The organism is Pseudomonas sp. LB3P14, assembly GCF_054898045.1.
In genome coordinates, this window is sequence record NZ_CM142714.1 from 2,346,074 (window position 1) to 2,364,211 (window position 18,138).

At 57.0% G+C, this 18,138-nt stretch carries 16 protein-coding genes; 15 read left to right on the forward strand and 1 reads right to left on the reverse strand.

Annotated elements, in window-relative coordinates; genetic code table 11:
- Window positions 1-96: 96 nt before the first annotated feature.
- On the forward strand, window positions 97-1,041 hold the full coding sequence (locus tag ACYZT5_RS10775) for a DNA-binding protein (protein WP_462051086.1): 945 nt from the start codon (window positions 97-99) through the stop codon (window positions 1,039-1,041).
- A 75-nt stretch (window positions 1,042-1,116) separates the two neighbouring features.
- Here ACYZT5_RS10775 and ACYZT5_RS10780 read toward each other — a convergent pair whose 3' ends face one another.
- Complete coding sequence (locus tag ACYZT5_RS10780) at window positions 1,117-1,974, reverse strand: hypothetical protein (RefSeq protein ID WP_462051087.1); 858 nt, start codon at window positions 1,972-1,974, stop codon at window positions 1,117-1,119.
- Between the two features lie 453 nt (window positions 1,975-2,427).
- On the opposite strand from ACYZT5_RS10780, the gene ACYZT5_RS10785 reads away from it, so the two are divergent.
- The 14 genes from ACYZT5_RS10785 to ACYZT5_RS10850 all read left to right on the forward strand — a co-directional run bounded on the left by ACYZT5_RS10785 (window position 2,428) and on the right by ACYZT5_RS10850 (window position 18,015).
- The gene (locus ACYZT5_RS10785) at window positions 2,428-3,060 is read left to right on the forward strand and encodes a hypothetical protein (RefSeq protein ID WP_462051088.1); all 633 of its coding nucleotides are present in this window, start codon (window positions 2,428-2,430) and stop codon (window positions 3,058-3,060) included.
- A gap of 91 nt (window positions 3,061-3,151) precedes the next feature.
- Window positions 3,152-3,745, forward strand: a complete 594-nt coding sequence (locus ACYZT5_RS10790) for a hypothetical protein (RefSeq protein ID WP_462051089.1) — start codon at window positions 3,152-3,154, stop codon at window positions 3,743-3,745.
- Complete coding sequence (locus ACYZT5_RS10795) at window positions 3,726-4,388, forward strand: Tn7 transposase TnsA N-terminal domain-containing protein (RefSeq protein ID WP_462051090.1); 663 nt, start codon at window positions 3,726-3,728, stop codon at window positions 4,386-4,388. Before ACYZT5_RS10790 ends, ACYZT5_RS10795 begins: the two co-directional genes overlap by 20 nt.
- Before the next feature lie 297 nt (window positions 4,389-4,685).
- The gene (locus ACYZT5_RS10800; RefSeq protein ID WP_462051091.1) at window positions 4,686-5,522 is read left to right on the forward strand and encodes a hypothetical protein; all 837 of its coding nucleotides are present in this window, start codon (window positions 4,686-4,688) and stop codon (window positions 5,520-5,522) included.
- Window positions 5,512-6,165, forward strand: a complete 654-nt coding sequence (locus ACYZT5_RS10805; RefSeq protein ID WP_462051092.1) for a TnsA endonuclease N-terminal domain-containing protein — start codon at window positions 5,512-5,514, stop codon at window positions 6,163-6,165. Before ACYZT5_RS10800 ends, ACYZT5_RS10805 begins: the two co-directional genes overlap by 11 nt.
- A complete protein-coding gene (locus ACYZT5_RS10810; RefSeq protein ID WP_462051093.1) occupies window positions 6,162-8,096 on the forward strand; it encodes a Mu transposase C-terminal domain-containing protein in 1,935 nt (644 codons plus the stop codon). The genes ACYZT5_RS10805 and ACYZT5_RS10810 overlap by 4 nt, the downstream gene beginning before the upstream one ends.
- A 1-nt stretch (window position 8,097) precedes the next feature.
- Entirely contained in the window at window positions 8,098-9,024 is a 927-nt protein-coding gene (locus ACYZT5_RS10815) for a TniB family NTP-binding protein (protein ID WP_462051094.1), read from the forward strand.
- Complete coding sequence (locus tag ACYZT5_RS10820) at window positions 9,021-10,862, forward strand: TniQ family protein (protein WP_462051095.1); 1,842 nt, start codon at window positions 9,021-9,023, stop codon at window positions 10,860-10,862. The genes ACYZT5_RS10815 and ACYZT5_RS10820 overlap by 4 nt, the downstream gene beginning before the upstream one ends.
- A 280-nt stretch (window positions 10,863-11,142) precedes the next feature.
- The gene (locus ACYZT5_RS10825) at window positions 11,143-12,417 is read left to right on the forward strand and encodes a flavohemoglobin expression-modulating QEGLA motif protein (protein ID WP_462051096.1); all 1,275 of its coding nucleotides are present in this window, start codon (window positions 11,143-11,145) and stop codon (window positions 12,415-12,417) included.
- Window positions 12,418-12,549: 132 nt separating this feature from the next.
- The gene (locus tag ACYZT5_RS10830) at window positions 12,550-13,860 is read left to right on the forward strand and encodes a flavin-containing monooxygenase (RefSeq protein ID WP_462051097.1); all 1,311 of its coding nucleotides are present in this window, start codon (window positions 12,550-12,552) and stop codon (window positions 13,858-13,860) included.
- Between the two features lie 19 nt (window positions 13,861-13,879).
- A complete protein-coding gene (locus tag ACYZT5_RS10835; protein WP_008027166.1) occupies window positions 13,880-14,296 on the forward strand; it encodes a RidA family protein in 417 nt (138 codons plus the stop codon).
- 156 nt (window positions 14,297-14,452) lie between these two features.
- Complete coding sequence (locus tag ACYZT5_RS10840) at window positions 14,453-15,130, forward strand: DUF1028 domain-containing protein (protein ID WP_462051098.1); 678 nt, start codon at window positions 14,453-14,455, stop codon at window positions 15,128-15,130.
- Window positions 15,127-16,278, forward strand: a complete 1,152-nt coding sequence (argE, locus tag ACYZT5_RS10845) for an acetylornithine deacetylase (RefSeq protein WP_462051099.1) — start codon at window positions 15,127-15,129, stop codon at window positions 16,276-16,278. Before ACYZT5_RS10840 ends, argE begins: the two co-directional genes overlap by 4 nt.
- A gap of 321 nt (window positions 16,279-16,599) precedes the next feature.
- On the forward strand, window positions 16,600-18,015 hold the full coding sequence (locus tag ACYZT5_RS10850; RefSeq protein WP_462051100.1) for a purine-cytosine permease family protein: 1,416 nt from the start codon (window positions 16,600-16,602) through the stop codon (window positions 18,013-18,015).
- The last annotated feature ends 123 nt before the right edge of the window (window positions 18,016-18,138 follow it).

The window sequence follows — 18,138 nt, forward strand, 5'->3', positions numbered from 1 at the left end:
TGCAGTGAACGGTGCCCAGCATCCCTGGAGTTCCGGCAAGTCATGCGGTATGCGCCATACTTCATCACTACCGGGAATCCTACAGGAGCTCCTGACATGGCCCGTGGTGGTATCAACAAAGCCCTGGTACACGCCGCGCGTGATGCCCTATTGGCGCGTGGGCTAAATCCCAGCATTGACCTGGTCCGCGTCGAACTGGGCAACACCGGTTCGAAAAGCACTATCCAACGTTATCTAAAGGAACTTAACGATAGCGCCAGCGCCGCCACGTCGCCGCCGGTGAATGAGGAAGTCCTGTCATTGGTTAACAGTCTAGCCGAGCGCCTGATTCAACAAGCGCAGACGTCTGTGGCCGAAGAGCGGGAGGCAGTCGGTCGCCAGCAGGCCGGTTATGCGCAAGAACGCGCGCAGCTACGCGAACGTCTAGAACAATCACTGACCACTATCTCCCAGCTGACCCACGAACGGGAGGAGCAACGTCAATGCGAACGACAATTACGCGAGCAGTTACAAGACAGTGAGGGTGAACACCAACGGTTGCGACAGCTCGTAGCTGGCCAGCAAAAGCTACTCGAAGAACGGGCCCACCGGGTAGAGTCGCTAGAGGAAAAACATCAAAATGCTTGGGAGGGACTCGAACACTATCGACAAGAACAACGGTCCCTGCGCGACCAGGAACTGCGTCGACATGACGAGCAAGTCCAGCAGTTACGCCAGGAACTGCGAACTCTGCAAAATGCGCAATTGGCCAAACAGGAAGAATTGGTCACTGTGTACCGTGAGCAGGAACGGTTGCTCAATGAATACCGAGCGCAGCAGGCAAACTTACGTCAACAAATCCAGGCCCTAGAAGATTGTCAGCGCACCAAAGACATAGTGAATGGGCAACTACAGCAGCTGATCACCGAGCATGCCGTATTACGTGGGCGCGTTAGACCGTATTTGCTGCAGCACCGAGAGGATCGTCGACAGCTGCGTGAACAAGCGCGTCAGATTGAGACACTGCAAACGCTTTTGCGTCATATGTCACCGACTGCCTAGGCGGTGTTTGGCTGCCCAGTCAGCCGTCGTCGCTCCGTCAGGCAGAGAGCGCACACTGTCGAGCTCGAAACTTCGTCAGTCAATCAGCTCAATGACCGTCTGACTGTGGTTTGTAAGGGTCGTGTGCACCCGCTGCAACAGCCCTCGCGGACAATCGTTTTGACCTTGATGCAATCGCGAGGCTATTAACCGAAGATCTGCTATTACATGCCAGAGCATCGTCACACCAAAGGCGTCCCATTCATGTAACCAGTTTTTACTTTCCAGAATGCCCCACAACAGTTTGTGTCGCCTCAATGCTTTGTTGAAGGCTTGCAGGTTCATCGGCCAGCGGTCCACTGCCCCCAGCTGGCCGAGAAGATAGAGATCATGCAACCGTCTATAGAGTTCAGCGCTACAAGCACAGCACGGCGTCGTCAGACACACGAGTTTTACATAACTGGAAAAGTTATTGCGCAGCCATAAACGGTGGATCAGGTATCGCAGATCACGCGTGCGCAACAGCGCAACCAGGTAAGCCAGCCGTGTCCAATCGGGGCAACCGCACAGGGCCTCCATCATCTTTTCGCTGAAAGGAAAAAGTGGCACGCCGTTCATGCGCACGCGTTGGATGAACACGTCTGCCGTATCGGTTGGGATGTCCTCCCAGGCGAGTACCGTCCAAAGCGGATTGTCCTCAACGACCCTCAATGCGGGAAAGTCTTCCTTCAGTTCACGGCGCCATGGGTCGCGCGGCCATGCTCCTTTCAATAGATCAAACCATTTATTGTTGGGTATGGACCGGGCCGATAGGCGGGGGCGTCGTGCTCGCCACCAACGATCACACCACATGGCAAAGTCGCGGTTCGACTTACATCCCGCAATGAAAAAAAGAGTATAGCCAAAGACCATCGCCCTGAATTTCTGGATTTCACGACGAAACGGATGACTCATGACACACCCTCCGACTTTCCCTGGACGAGTTAAGACCAGCTTCATTTAGTGACCTAAAACTCCCGAGACCCCACACACCCGGAGTGTTTGTTGCAAGCATGTGCAAACTTTTTTTCGCGCGAAGTGCGATTCTAGAGCCATCTTAAGAATAGTTTATGACCTTCAAGCCGAACCCAATTTTTCAGAAAAAAAGCTCAATATATATCGGACTTACCACCGACTTTATCAGGTAATAACTACATAACTGCAATGTATAACGATGAGTTCTAAGGCTCGAAGAAATGGTTGAAGGACAATGCAGCCACATCAGAAAGGCTGACCCGCTGGCACAAAAGTCCTTTAGAGCACCGCTTATCCAAGCCTCCTGTGGCCGACGTCATTGAAATGCACACGTGAGCGCTTGGTGAAGACCAACAGGCATCACGTCAAAGAGGCGTGCCAACGGGACACCGTGTGGAGATCGTCATCATGCGTTCGGAATTTCACGTTGACTCGGTCAAAATTCGTGTCATTGAATCCCGCTTTCTAGCGGTAGGCCTTACGGGACCCGATGTGCCCTCCTTATGCTTATCGACTGTCTCGGACGTCCTTCCCAAAACCATCCTCGACTGGCGACTGGTTAGCGGCACATCGCTTGCGGAGGCCACCATCTTCGTCCTTAACTCGCTATTTCAAAGGGCATCGGAGACTGATCCACCGCAAATAGGCATCGGACACCGCTACTGGTATGGCAACTCCGAGTATGAGGTCACCGCTGTGCGGGATGACTGTGTTTGGTTTTACCGAGCGGATTCTCCCCGCCAAGAGGCTGCGGAACGCAATTCCCGGGCAACGTCAAAACCTTATCGGAAAGATCTCCCGACTCGCACTTTTGTCAGGCGAGTCGACACGCCGGCGAAGGTCAAGGAACAGCGTCCAAATCCGCTGAAGCACAGTCGCCTGAATCGACAGCCGGAGGCCATTCAGTTGCTCATTCTGAATGAGGTGCACTCAAGCTACCTGTTACGGGGATTGTCGAAACAATCGCTGGTGTTCAATGCCTGCCGCATCGCGCGTCTGAATGAATCGCGCTCCTCCAACGAGTAATTCAAGATGCCCTCCTTCACCACGTTGCATCGGCTGATTCGTGACCTTCAGGAAAATTACCATTCTCCTCGCTTATACGGGAGTGCCTGCAATGAACACGGTCAGTGGTTTTCACCTTTGTGATCACTCGATCCATGGCGAGGGCGTGATCGCTTGCGACACGCAATTGCTGCGCTTCAAGAACACCAAAGCCCCCGCTGACCTTTCCGTGGCGATTCATGCTGCTTCTGGAGATGGACTGGGCTGGGATCTCGCGTTCCGTTCAGTGACCTCTCCATCTTTGCTACGGGCTTTCCACACTTCGCGCATCAGCGAAAGGCATTTTGGCGAGCGCGGCCCCAGCTACATCGTGGACGCCAGGCAGGACATTCGGTTTTTCAGAGACATTGATCGATCTGTAGTAGACGAGCTAATGACAAGCAATACGGGCCGGCCTGTGGCGGTTTCTTCGACTTTGGCTTCGCTACGTAAGCTACTCAAATGCTGGTTGCAGTTCTATCACAATCGCACCTCGTTACATCAGCCCGTCGCCAAGACATTCAACCGTCAAGTAAGTCCGCTCTCCCTTCGTAACCGGAACCGAGATTGGCCTAATGAACCCCATCTCCAAGATCGTAAGCGCGCCCATCGGCAGAACGATCCGCAGCGTGGCAGGAGTTTGAAAGATGATCATCACATCCGGTGAAATGAAACTCGAAGACGGACCGGCACGGCGATCCCTTCCACGGCGCCGCCAAAACTTCATCGTAGACTTTCCATCGCTGAAAAATGGCCGCTCGATGGAGTGCGACGCGGTGCTAGAGTTCGCGTACTGCATCTGGTTGGAACACGACCCACAGGTCGTGAAGTACTACACACAACCTCATACGTTTACTTGGGTAGACGACGGTCAGACCTACCGCTATACCCCGGATTTTCTTGTGGTACTGGCGCACGGTGACAGCTACTTCACTGAGATCAAACACGACTTCAGCAAACAAAGGCCCAGGCGGCTGGACAAGCTCGATAGCTTCAATGCCCTTTCCTTTAAGGAAGGCTGGGGCTTTCGTCGCCGCGACCAGCAGAGCATCACTGGGCCAACCACCTTCCAGACCTTGAAAGCGCTGTATAGCCGACTCAGGCCTTGCAACGAACAGCAGCAAATGCACTTTTATTATTTCCTGCATCAACGTGAATGGCCCACCACGCTCGGTGAGCTAAAGCAGGACAGCAGCGCGCCGAACCTTGCAACCCTTTGCTACAACTTGTTCACGGGACGATTGATGGCTGATATGAACCAACGCTTGACGTTGGATCTAGTGATTGATAGGGCTCCGCCTCATGAATGACAAACCGGAGGATCCAACAGTAGGGGCCCAATACATCATCAATGGCCGGACGATGGCGGTCATACATGTCGACGAAGAACTGGTGACGCTGAGGGATCTGGATCGACCGCATACCCTAGATCCATAAATTGCGGCAGCCTGGGTCAAAGTCGCTTCAAACCCATCACGTCCAGAATGCCAGGGCCCGGTCGGCAGCCGCTGCGGTGCGCTGAATTCTTCCGCCCTATTGCGCCCCGTTGACGCGGGCAGGCCACCCTCCCCGGGCCGACCAGCACTGCAATTCGAAGGAGACATGCTATGAGCACGTTAAGAGTTCGCCACGAGCCGACGGTGTTTAGCGTCGGCGGCAGGCTGTACCGGCTGGCTGACTACAGCCCGACCTGCGTGCGCCTGCAGGACGTGCTGGAGGGGTACTGCTTGTCATTCACCCGAGCCGAAGTGCTGCAGATGATCGCGCAGCAGGACCTGATCACCCTCAGGCTCTCAACCCTAAAACACGGGTGTCCAACGGACCCTCGCTACCGGCAGTACCTGCCGGATTGGGCTCAAGGGGACGCCCCTGAACGCCGGGCCGAAGCGGCGGAACTGTCGAAACAGACGACCCGACGGCCCGCGGTGATCCCGTGCGACACACCGAACGATGAATCTCGGAGTAACGACGCGGTGACCCATCCGTGCCGTTACGCCAAACAACTACAGCAGTTCCTTGCGCGCTCAACCCGTCCGGGCTACCCCGCTAGGGCGTCCATGCGCTTGATCATCCTGGATGAGGTCTCGTACTTTCAGCCCCCTGCTGCTGTGACGCGGGAGCAATCCCTGATCCTGCATAAAATCTACGCGCAGGCGTCGAGACTGTGTCCGGACTTCGGCGGAATCGCGCGCGGCAAGCAGAGCGAAAAGCACTCGCTGTCGGAGCGCCGCAGCCAGACCGCGCCCATCGCCCTTGGCGGCCGTCGCCTCAAGAAGCCCACCTCGACCTTCATCACACTACATCTGACCCAGCGTGAACAGCCGGCCGTCGGCCTGGCGCGACTGGCCGATAGCGGCGCCGTTCAGCGTGCCGAGTGGCGGCGGGCAGTGGCTGATCGCGGACTGAATTCGACGCCGGACGCAGAGGTGGACGATGTGGAATGAACAGGCGTGGCTGGCCGGTGATCGTGCGCCCGTGCGCGACATTCATCGCAATCGGCGGGGTTACTACATGATCTGTTTCCCGTCGCTGAAAAACCACAAGGTCGTGCTGTGCGAAGGCTCGGTGGAGGCGGCGTACTGCGTGTGGCTGGAGTGGGACCACGATGTGATTGCCTATTACCCGCAACCCTACACCTTCACCTGGGAAACGGAACGTGGGCCCATGCGTTATACCCCCGACTTTTTTGTGCAGCACGCGCAAGCGGCCAACCATTTCACCGAGGTCAAATCGGACTTTCGGCAGTTAAAGGAACCCACCCGGTTCAAACTCGAGAGCTTCGTGGCGCAGTGTGAAGCCTGGCAGATCGAGTGGCGCCGCGCGGACAAACGACAACTTATGTCGCCTATCTTCGCCAACCTGCGATACCTGTACTTTCAAGGGTTTGGCGTTAACGATCGGGAGCAGGCCTACCTCGTCGATTTCCTGTCCCACTACCAACGCTGTTTCACCCTGGGTGAATTGCTCAGCAGTGCTTACCCACCGAGCCTGCGGGCCGTCTACCACTGGTTATTTCGGGGTGAGCTGAGCACCGACCTGAACCAGCCGCTGAACCGGTGCTCGCTGATCCAGCAGAGGGCAGTGTGAAGACGCTGAGCGTGCCGCCACCTGGCGTCGGCGGACGCTACCGGATGGACGATGGTCGGCTGTATGAGGTCATCAATGTCACCCGCGAACTCGTTTCATTCCGGGACACCCAAGGCAAGCGCACGTGCTTTCTCACGCCGGAAGATCTGCAGGCCTTGCAACTGAAAAAACAAATCGTGCTGGCCGAGTGCCCGCCGATCGAACAGTCCGCCGCGGCACGGTTTGTGGCCTCAAACGAACCCGACGTGAAAGACGCTCAACGTAAGTACTACTACGTCATGGGTTTACGTAACGCCTTCCAGGGGGCATTACCCCGTGCGGCCTGCGTCGAAAAGTTGAAAGCACTCGCGACCGAACGCGGGGAAAGCAAGGCCCCCAGTTACACCACCGTGTGGCGATGGACAGCGTTAAGCAAACAAGGCAACTGGTCGCCGTGGTCATTACTCAAACAGAAAAGTGACCTTCCACGTGGCAAACAAACCCCGGAAGCCGTGCGCAGCCTTATGCTGCGCGCGATCGAGGATAAGGAGGATGGGTACCTCACTGGGCAGCAAAGGAGTATCGCGCTGGTCTTCCAGCTAATCAAAGGTGCCATCCTCAACGACAACATCGTTCGCAGCGGCACTCATTCGAGCTTGTTGTCCATGCCCTCTCTCTCCACGGTGCGACGAACCATCAAACGCCAGTGTCACTATCGAACGGACAAGCTGCGCTTGGGCGGCAAAGCGGCCGAGCAAAACAACAAGTTCGGGCCGGCCTGGCAGGAACCCCAGTACTTATTGGACGAGGGCGAAATTGACTGTCAATCGCCCTGCGACCTCATGATCGTCGATGACCACGGCGATCAGTTGGGTAAGGTGGCCCACTTGCAGGCGATGATTGAAGTGAAGAGTGGCAAAATCCTCGGCCATGATCTGTCCCTGATGCCGCCCTGCGCGGGAAAAACGCTGAAAACTTTGCGCATGTCGTTGCAAGACGTGCCCGGCGAAGAACTGGAGCGCGGCAAGCTGGTAAAACTCAGCGCCGATCGCGGAATCGAAAACAACAACATCAATGTCAAAACGGCGGCCCGCACCTTGGGCATTGAACTAAATTTACCACCACCTGGTGCGCCCGATGCCCGTCCCCACATCGAAGCTTTTTTTAAAACGGTCATCACTTTTTTCCATAGCCTGCCAGGCACTACGTTTTCCAATCCTGAACAGTGTGGCCAGTATGATTCGGCGGCGCACGCCTGCCTGACCATAGAACAACTGCAGGATGCCTTTGCAGACTGGCTGGAAAATGTCTACCACACCCACCCGCTGACTCGCGGACGGACAAAACTGTCGCCGAATGCCCGCTGGGCCAAAGCCATGGCCCAGCAATTGCCGCCGATCAAATATTCAGAAAAGGCGCTGAATGCAGCGCTGCGGTCGACAAAACACTGCAGGATCCATCACGGCATCGTCGGTTTCGACCGCTTGCAGTGGAGCGGCCCGGGTTTGGCGGAGCTCGCGCATGAGCTGAAACCAGGGCAGAAGGCAATCCTCTTGTACGACATCGCGGACTTGGGGCAGGTCTGGGTGCACCACCCGGACCGCCCCGAACCATTAGTGCCTGCCGACGCCCGCGATCCTCACTATCAGAATGGCTTGAGTCTCTACGAGCACCGCCTGGTGATGGACGCCATCGTTGCGGAGGAAAAAAAATTCTCCGCCGACCAAGGGTGTTTAGCCCTGGTTCGCATTCGCCAGAACATCAAGGAGATCGAGAAGGAGTTCTTCATGAGGAAAAAACGCCAGGCACGAGAACGCCGCAAAGCCGCGACGAAAGCCGCAAAAAAAGCGGGGAAAGCGAACCTGGCCCGCTCACTCGAACCGCCAGCACCCAAGCCCAGCGCGCCGCACAGCGGGACAGGCCTAAAAGCGGTGTACCTCGAGGATCACTGAAATGGACATCAAAGCCACGTTAAAAACCTTCAGTAAATACACAATCTTGCATTCTCAATACCAGAATGCGATTGATACGGTGCTGGCCAGTATCGAGACGACCGAGGAGTGCGATGACCCCTCCTGCCCGATAATGATGGGGGAAAGCGGAACCGGTAAATCCAGCATCTGCAAACGTTTGGAGCAACTCATGGGGCGGCCCGTGTCCCTGTTAACAGCCGACGGCCTGCTTATTAACAGCTTGCCCTGCTTGTACTTGGAGTTACCCGCCCGCCCGACCATCAAATCAGTCGCTGGAGCCATTCTGGAGAAACTGAAGATATCTACGCTCAACAAAGGAAAATCCGTCGAAAGACAGATTCTGACCGCTCTGAAACGCCGTCAAACGCAATTGGTCATTTTGGATGAGTTTCAGAACTTCGCCAACAAAGGGGCCGCTATAACCAAAAAAGAAACCTGCGGTTGGATAAAATACATGCTCAATGAGAGTGGAATCACCTTTTTGCTCTCCGGAGAACCCTTCGACGCGGGCATCATAGAGCCGCTGAAACAAGTGTCACAGCGATATCCGTACCGGATCGAACTGTCGAACTTGATTTACAGCGCGGACCCTCAATCCGAATTCAGAACCATTCTCGGTTTGTTTGCGGCAGAAATCGAAAAACTGGGACAATTCCATTCCGATCTTTTTCTGGGAGATGTGCATATGTCAGCCGCCCTGTACATGGGAAGTGGAGGAAATATGCGAGGAATCCGTCGCCTCTTGCATGCTGCATTCAAGCGAGCGTTGATAAGAGGCGATGGAAGGCTGACCATCGAGGATTTTGCAGAAGGTATCAATAGGCTGTACCTGCCCGATCGAATTAAAAAAGAACAAAACCCCTTTTTAATCCGCACTCAAGAGATCATGAAGACGCTCGGCCAATGAACGTGCTGTCGTTTGTCGCACGCCCCTTTTACATGGAAAGTCCGACGAGCATTCTTATACGTACCGCGAAATTCAACGGTTATCGGGACGTGTGGGACATGTGTTTGGCATTGGGTATTTCTCAGTCTTCTTATCCACGAGATATTCGACTTCGGGATCATCCACTGTGCAACCTTTTGTGCAATGAAGCGCCGTGCCTGGCCAATGCTTTACGGCAAGTTTTCTTCGAACATCCGGCAAGCCAACACTTGCACGGCTCCCATATCATAGTGAACAACCATGATGTTTTCACGAGGTCGTTAAGATGCCAGTTTCTCTCATGTCCCATGTGCCTCAAGTTGGGCTATTCAAGGGTTCCGCAAGATTTTACTTTTTTTGACTTTTGCCCAGCGCACAATGTGTTGCTGACGTCAGTTTGCCCGAATTGCGGCCACATCAATCAGTGGAAAAAAATTTGCGGTTTTACCTGTAAATGTGGATTCAACCTGGCGGACGCTGAGGTACTCCCATACCGCCACAGATACTCCATTACCCTTCCCTCGATCTTTGCTGTTCAAGACGCTAGCCGGTTCATCAACGATTATCTATACACGGAAGCACAAAAAATCAATTTGGCTGCCCCCTATCTGATCGAAAGTACTTCAACCCAGGAACTTCACGCACAAATACAGACAGCCTTACAAGTAGACTTGAGCACCAACCGGCAGCTTCCGCTAAGTGTGTTTGAGTCCATTTGGTTAACGGTCAAGGACCCAATAGTGCGACGGTTCGCCATCGACTATCTGCAAAAAAATCATCAAGCTTCCGGACCATGTGATAAACAACACTGTTGCGCGACGATCAAGCTCACGTTTTCTCAATTACGGCATGCGATCCGCGCGAGCGCCCGTACCACCCGATTGTTCATTAACGAAATGTCAATAACAGGAAGCCCTTTCCCGGTTACAAATACAATTGGCTACAGCCATCCCAACCTGTGTGCAGTGATTCAGGCCGGACTTGAGCTGGGCCGTCAGCACAACGCCTCGCAGCAAAAAGAACACTGTTCATTAGCCGAAGCAGCCTTTCTACTTCACACCTCGCATACGTCAATGCAGCACGCCGTGAAACGCGGCTTTTTCCCAAACACGGTCACGGGTAATCGTGTGACCTTTATTCCTAACACCTCGGTGCAAGAGTTTAAGACTCGATTTGTATTTTACAGCGAAATCGCCGATTCGCTCGGTATCTCCGGAAGGACGTTAAATAGAATCGCCAGCCAACTGGGCCTGATCCCGGCTTGCGATCGCAATAGGTATGAAGCAGCGATTTATCTGAGAAACAGTGTGAATTTCGCTCGGATGCGAGAGCAACTGAAGCAAGTGAGACGAGGAAAAAGTCAACGTTCGTCAGCCATCGAAGAGGTCAGGACTCTCGCCCAGCAGTTCGACCTCAGCGTTATGGTGTTAAATTCTATTCTTAGATCATATTGTGGATGTAATACCCCCTCAAAAGAGCTTCTGCCCTTTCAGCGGCTCGCCTTGCATCAGTGGTTATCCACCCACATCACTCTCAAAGCCGCATCCAAATTACTCAACACAAACGTGCCCATGCTCAACACCCGCTTTATAAAGACTAACCTCGTGCAAAAAATTGACATCTGCAAAATTAGATTTATAGCGGCGGAAGACATAAAATTTATGGACGCTCACTTGAAAAAATACATGTCGCGTATAGACGCCGGCAGGTTTTTGTGCGTTTCAGACTCAGTCGTTATCAAACTAGTAAAACAAGGAAAGCTAAAGCACACCCTCCTCAAAACCTCTACAGGACGCACGCAAATTCTTATCGAGATTTAACCGACCAGGTTAAAAGCGCTTGCGTGGACAATTGCAACAGACTTGCCCAGCTATTTCCCCTCCACCTAATCATTCCTTCCATCGGATATGCCTCGCAAAGGCATACTGTCCAAAACTATTGAACTATTACCCAATGAGTTCCATTTTTGACGATTTTTCGTTCCATTTTTAATGATCCATCGACGACAACTAATTGATTATTCTTTAGTGGGTTTTCATTTTTATTGAACTCCGCCGACTACGCTTTTACGATTGAACCTTGTCTCCCAAGGAGATTTCTGTGAGCGCCGCTCCGCTGTCCGAACTCGATGCCGCCCTGCCCGGTTTGGCCCGCAAGATCCGCGTGCTGGATGCCCTGGCCTGGCCGGATGGGGTCGAGGAAGTATTCCTGGCACGTTGGCGCGCCGGGCAGGCAGAGCTGCCCAAGGTCGAGCTGCGCCCGCGCGAGCACAGCACCGACATCGCCGCCCTCGAAGCCTTTATCGGCCGCTGCGATGAGGGCCATCCGGCCGGGCGCTACCTCGCCATGACGGCGCGCAGCTATGCCACGGCGGGGCGCATGCTCGGTGCCATTGGCACACCCGACTTTACTCAGTATTCGTCTGCGCTGTATCGACGCCCGGACTTCTACTACCCGAGTCAGAAACTAAGCATGCTGGACGCGGCACAATTCTTCCTCAAGACCACCGACGCCCTTCTGGGCGGTGCCCGGATTCCACCGAGCCCAGCCGAGATCCCGGCCGAAGCTTTCGCCGCCTGGATGCAGCCGGAACTGAACCGCTTCTTCAGACCGGGCCGGATCACGGTCGTGCTCGATCCGACCCTGGCCGCCAAGGCCATCGCCGGGGCGAGTCGCATCCGCCTGCGTGCCAGCGCCCTGTTCTCGGAACTGGACAAGAATCAGCTGTTGCAGCATGAGGCCTTCGTGCATGTCGCCACGGCACAAAACGGCGCGCTGCAACCCAACCTCAAAAGCCTGGGCCTGGGGGCGCCACGCACGACCCAGACTCAGGAGGGCATCGCCACCCTGGCCGAGCTGTTCACCGGCAGCATGGACATCAACCGCCTGCGCCGCCTCGCCCTGCGCGTGCTCGCGGTCCAACAGGCGCTGGATGGCGCCGATTTCATCCAGGTATTCGAAGGTTTTCTCGCGGCCGGTCAGTCGCAAGAGGAGTCCTTCCGCTCGACCCAGCGGGTTTTCCGCGGCGCCGACCTGCGCGGCGGTTCGGCGTTCACCAAGGATGCCGCCTACCTGACCGGTTTGCTCGGCGTCCATACCCTGCTGCGCATCGCGATCCGCGACAACCGGCCGGAACTGGTGGGCCATTTGTTCGCCGGGCGCCTCAGTCTGGGGGATACCGTTCGCCTGGCCCCGCTCTTCGAGTCCGGCTGGCTCCAGGGGCCGGTCCATCTCCCGGCCTGGGCCTGTGATCTGCGTCTACTCGCCGCCAACCTGGCCTTCTCCGCTTTTATTTCCCGTATCAAGCTCGATGTACTCGATCTGGAAGTGCTCATGGCCTTCGCCGACGAGCATGAAGCCGATGCCAGCGCCTAGCGCTCTGCATCAGTTATTTATACTCAAATGCCAGCTTAATAATATTTTACCGATACCAGGGTGATCCCTAGTCTTGACCCCAAGAAATGGCAGGCCGTTACCGACCTAAATCCAACTTCGAAGGGTATAGAGATGACCACTGAAAAAATAAAAATAGATACGCTGATTGTTGGCGCCGGTCAGGCTGGCGTGGCCATGAGTGAACACTTGAGCAAACTCGGCGTGCCGCACCTGGTGCTGGAGCGCAATCGCATCGCCGAGCGTTGGCGCACCGGGCGCTGGGATTCGCTGGTGGCCAATGGTCCGGCCTGGCACGACCGGTTTCCCGGTCTTGAATTCGACGACCTCAGCCCCGACGGCTTTGCCCCGAAAGAACGCGTCGCCGACTATTTCGAAGCCTACGCCAAGAAATTCAACGCCCCCGTCCGCACCGGCGTGGACGTGCTGAAGGTTGAGCGCAATGTCGGTCGGCCGGGCTTCACCATCGAAACCTCTGAAGGCGTAATCGAGGCCAGCCGTGTGGTCGCCGCCACTGGGCCTTTCCAGCGCCCTGTTATCCCGCCCATCGCGCCGAAAGATCAGCCATTCCTGCAGATCCACTCGGCCGACTATCGCAATCCAGCGCAACTGCCCGAAGGCGCTGTCCTGGTCGTCGGTGCCGGTTCGTCGGGCGTGCAAATCGCCGATGAATTGCAGCGTGCCGGCAAGAAGGTTTACCTCTCGGTCGGCGCACATGATCGCCCTCCCCGCGCTTATCGCAACCGTGATTTCTGCTGGTGGTTGGGTGTGCTCGGCGAATGGGATCAGGCGGCCATGAAACCCGGCCGGGAACACGTCACCATCGCTGTCAGCGGTGCGCATGGCGGTCGCACGGTGGACTTCCGTGGTCTCGCCCATCGCGGCATGACACTCGTGGGTCTGACCCAATCGTTCAATGGCGGCGTAGCGACCTTCCAGCCGAACCTCGCCGACAACCTGGCACGCGGCGATGAGAATTATCTGGCGCTGCTCAATGCCGCCGATGCCTACATCGAGCGCAACGGCCTGGACCTGCCGCAAGAGCCTGAAGCCCGCATTACCTTCCCGGATCCGGACTGTGTGACCCACCCGATTCTTGAGCTCGACCTGGCCAAGGCCGGCGTGACCTCGATCATCTGGGCCACCGGTTTTGCCACGGATTACAGCTGGCTGAAGGTTGATGCCTTCGACGACAACGGCAAGCCCCAGCATCAGCGCGGCGTGTCGAGCGAAGCTGGCGTGTATTTCCTCGGCCTGCCGTGGCAGTCCCGTCGCGGTTCCTCGTTCATTTGGGGTGTTTGGCACGACGCGAAATATGTGGCTGACCACATCGCCATCCAGCGTTCCTACCTCGACTACCACGATGCGGCGCAACGCGAGGCTGAATCCGTCCCGGTCGCCCATAAAACCACTGTCAGTGCTTAAGACTTTTCAGGAGCTTCAAATGTCCACGCCAACCCATACCCGTATTCGCATGTTCAACACCAAGGAAACCTACCCGAACCAGAGCCTGGACAATGACCTGTGCCAAGCCGTCCGGGCCGGTAACACTGTTTATGTTCGTGGTCAGGTCGGCACAGACTTCGAAGGCAACCTGGTAGGCCTCGGCGACCCGCGCGCGCAAACCGAGCAAGCCATGCGCAACGTCAAACAGTTGCTGGAAGAGGCCGGCAGCGACCTCAGCCACATCGTCAAAACCACCACTTACCTGATCGATCCGCGTTACCGCGAGCCGGTGTATCAGGAAGTGGGCAAGTGGCTTAAAGGGGTGTTTCCGATTTCGACCGGGTTGGTGGTGTCGGCGTTGGGGCAGCCGCAGTGGTTGATGGAGATTGATGTGATTGCGGTGATTCCTGAGTAAGGAAGTAGACCGAGGCGCGGCCTTCGCGAGCAAGCTTCGCTCCTACAGTGGATCCGCATTTCATGAACGACCCCGATCATCTGTAGGAGCGAAGCTTGCTCGCGAAGGGGCCCGCCCAGACACCCATTTCACCAAGGTTAACCAAGGAGCAAAACCATGACCTTTTCCATCGCCGCCCGTTGCCCCGATACCGGTCAGTTCGGCATTGCGATCAGTTCCTCAAGCATCGCCGTCGGCGCACGTTGCCCCTGGCTACTGCCGGGTGTCGGCGCCGTCTCCACACAAAACATCACCTTGCCGTCGCTCGGCCCGGAAGTCCTTGCCCTCATGGAGCAAGGCCTCGCGCCAGCTGAAGCACTGGACAAAGTCCTGACCCGCAACGGCTACAGCCAATATCGCCAGATCACGGCGATTGACCATCTCGGCCGCACCGCGCACTTCAGCGGCTCGCAAACCCTGGGCAACCACAACGCCGTCTCAGGCGACCAATGCGTGGCCGCCGGCAACATGCTGGCGGACCGGTCGGTGATCGAGGCCATGGTTGAGGCGTTCGAGCATGGCGAAGGTCAACTGGCCGACCGCTTGCTCGCGGCAATGAAAGCGGCCATCGCGGCGGGCGGCGAAGCCGGGCCGGTGCATTCGGCGGCGGTGGTGGTGGTCGGCGAGCTGACCTGGCCGATCATCAACCTACGGGTAGATTGGGCCGATCACGACCCAATCAGCCAGCTTGAGAAACTCTGGGACGCCTATCGCCCACAGGTTCAGGACTACATCGACCGCGCCCTCGCCCCCGACAAGTCCCCTGGCTACGGTGTCGCCGGAGACGACCGATGAGCAACAGCCTCGATTTGCTGAAAACGTTGGTGGCGTTCGACACCACGAGCCGCGAATCAAACCTGCACCTCATCGAGTTTGTCCGCGACTACCTCGAACGCTTCGATGTGCCTTGCGAGCTGGTCTACAACGAGCAGCGCAGCAAGGCCAATCTGTTCGCGACCATTGGCCCGGCGGATAGGCCCGGCATTGTGCTGTCCGGGCACACTGACGTGGTGCCCGCCGACGGCCAGCCGTGGACCGTTGCGCCGTTCGAACTCACCGAGCGCGACGGCAAGTTGTACGGTCGCGGCACCGCGGACATGAAAGGCTACATCGCCTGCGTACTGGCGTTGGTGCCGTCACTGGTGAAGACCACGTTGCAGCTGCCGGTGCACATCGCGCTGTCCTACGATGAGGAAGTCGGATGCCTGGGTGTCCGCTCGTTGCTCAAAGCGCTTGAGCAGCGCCCGGTCAAACCGATGCTCTGCATCATTGGCGAGCCGACCGAACTCAAACCGGTGCTCGGGCATAAAGGCAAACTGGCGATGCGCTGCGATATTCACGGGGAAGCGTGCCATTCGGCGTACGCCCCGCTCGGGGTCAATGCAATTGAATACGCCGCCGAACTGATCGGTGAACTGGGACGGATTGGCCACCGACTCAAAGCGCCGGAACATCACGACGCCCGTTTCGATCCGCCGTTCAGCACGGTGCAAACCGGCGTCATTTCCGGCGGCAAGGCCTTGAACATCGTCCCCGCCGATTGCCGCTTCGACTTTGAGATCCGCGCCCTGCCCTCGCATGATCCGAGTGAGGTTGCGCAGGAGTTGCAGGCTTATGCCGAGCAGCAGGTGTTGCCGCGCATGCGCGCTGTGAGTGAGCAGAGTGACATCCGCTTCAGCGAGTTGTCGGCGTATCCCGGTTTGGCGACCGATGCGCAGAGCGAAGCCGCTGAGTTGATTGCTGCATTCTGCGGCTCCCGAGAGTTCGGAACGGTAGCGTTTGGCACCGAGGGCGGTCTATTCGACGCTGCAGGAATTCCCACCGTCGTCTGCGGCCCCGGCAGCATGGATCAGGGGCATAAACCGGACGAGTTTGTCAGCCTCGATCAACTCACAGCGTGCGACGCCATGCTGCAAAGGATGCTGACCTCTATCTCTGCCTGACACGGTCATTGTAGGAGCGAGGCTTGCCCGCGAAGACGGCCTGACATTCAACATTTTTGTTGACTGACACACCGCCTTCGCGGGCAAGCCTCGCTCCTACAGGTTACCTACTCGACCGGTCTGGGCGCTCGCGCGGACGCCGTAAAACCACACCCCACACCTTCCAACCCGACCTACTTTTTTTAACGTCTATACCAACAAAACTACTAATTTATCTATCCGCCCCCACCGCACATCATCAACTCCAACAAGAAAAGCGTCGCCCCCATGCGGCGCTCACCGAAGTACGTCCACGTACTCACTTTTGCCTTGGAGTCCGTCATGGTTACCACAGCAACAACCTCCGCCCCGCTCATCGAAAAACACACCATCGGCTACGTGCCACCCGAAGATCGCCACGGAAAAACCAGAGACCTGTTCACCCTCTGGTTCGGCGGTAACATCGCGCCGCTGCCCATCGTCACCGGTGCATTGGGCGTACAAATGTTCCACCTGAACCTGGTGTGGGGCATCGTCGCCATTCTCGTCGGTCACCTGGTCGGCGGCGTGCTGATGGCGCTGCACTCGGCGCAAGGCCCGCAGATGGGCATTCCGCAAATGATCCAGAGCCGCGCCCAGTTCGGCTCGCTCGGCGCACTGCTGGTGGTGCTGATCGCAGGCATCATGTACATCGGCTTCTTCGCCTCCAACATCGTCCTCGCCGGCAAGTCCCTGCATGGCGTAGCCGACAGCGTCCCGGTACCGGTGGGTATCGTCATCGGCGCCCTCGGCTCGGGCATCATCGGCATCATCGGTTACCGCTTCATCCACGTGCTCAACCGCATCGGCACCTGGGTGCTCGGAGCCGGCATCGTGCTGGGCTTCGGCTACATCTTCACCCACGTGCAGACCGCCGACTTCCTCACCCGCGGCAACTTCAACATCTCCGGCTGGCTCGCCACCGTCTCCCTCGCCGCACTCTGGCAAATCGCCTTCGCGCCCTACGTCTCCGACTACTCGCGCTACCTGCCGGCCAGCGTGCCCGTGGCCGCAACGTTCTGGACCACTTACCTAGGCACCGTGCTCGGCTCCAGCCTCTCGTTCATCTTCGGCGCCGTCGCCGTCCTCGCCACGCCCGTCGGCATGGACACCATGGACGCCGTCAAACTCGCCACCGGCTCCATCGGCCCACTGATGCTCGTGCTGTTCCTGCTCAGCGTCATCAGCCACAACGCCCTCAACCTCTACGGCGCCGTGCTGTCGCTGATCACCCTGGTCCAAACCTTCGCCTATCGCTGGATCCCCACCGCCAAAAGCCGCGCCGTCCTCTCCATCATCGTCCTCGCCGCCTGCTGCTTCGCCGCCGTCGGCGCCTCCGCCAACTTCATCGGCCACTTCGTCGACATGGTGCTGGTGCTGCTCGTCGTGCTGGTGCCGTGGACCGCGATCAACCTGATCGACTTCTACGCCATTCACAAAGGTCAGTACGACATCGGTTCGATCTTCAAAGTCGATGGCGGGATCTATGGCCGGTACAACCCGCAGGCATTGTTGGCGTATGCGATCGGGATTGCGGTGCAGATTCCGTTTATGAACACGCCGCTGTATGTCGGGCCGATTTCGGAGCACATCAATGGGGCTGACCTGTCCTGGCTGGTCGGCCTACTGATCACCTCGCCGCTGTACTTCTGGCTGGCCAACCGTGACACGGCGTACAAGCGCCGCCTCTCAACCGGAAAACTCGCCAACAGCCTGTAAAACGGTAAACACCGAGGGCAGATCACGACGTGCACTGCCCTCAACGCCACACAAATATCACGAAGTCGTCGCAGATTTGCTCTACGCTGAACCAGGCCAGATAACCTCGCGTCACACACTCGA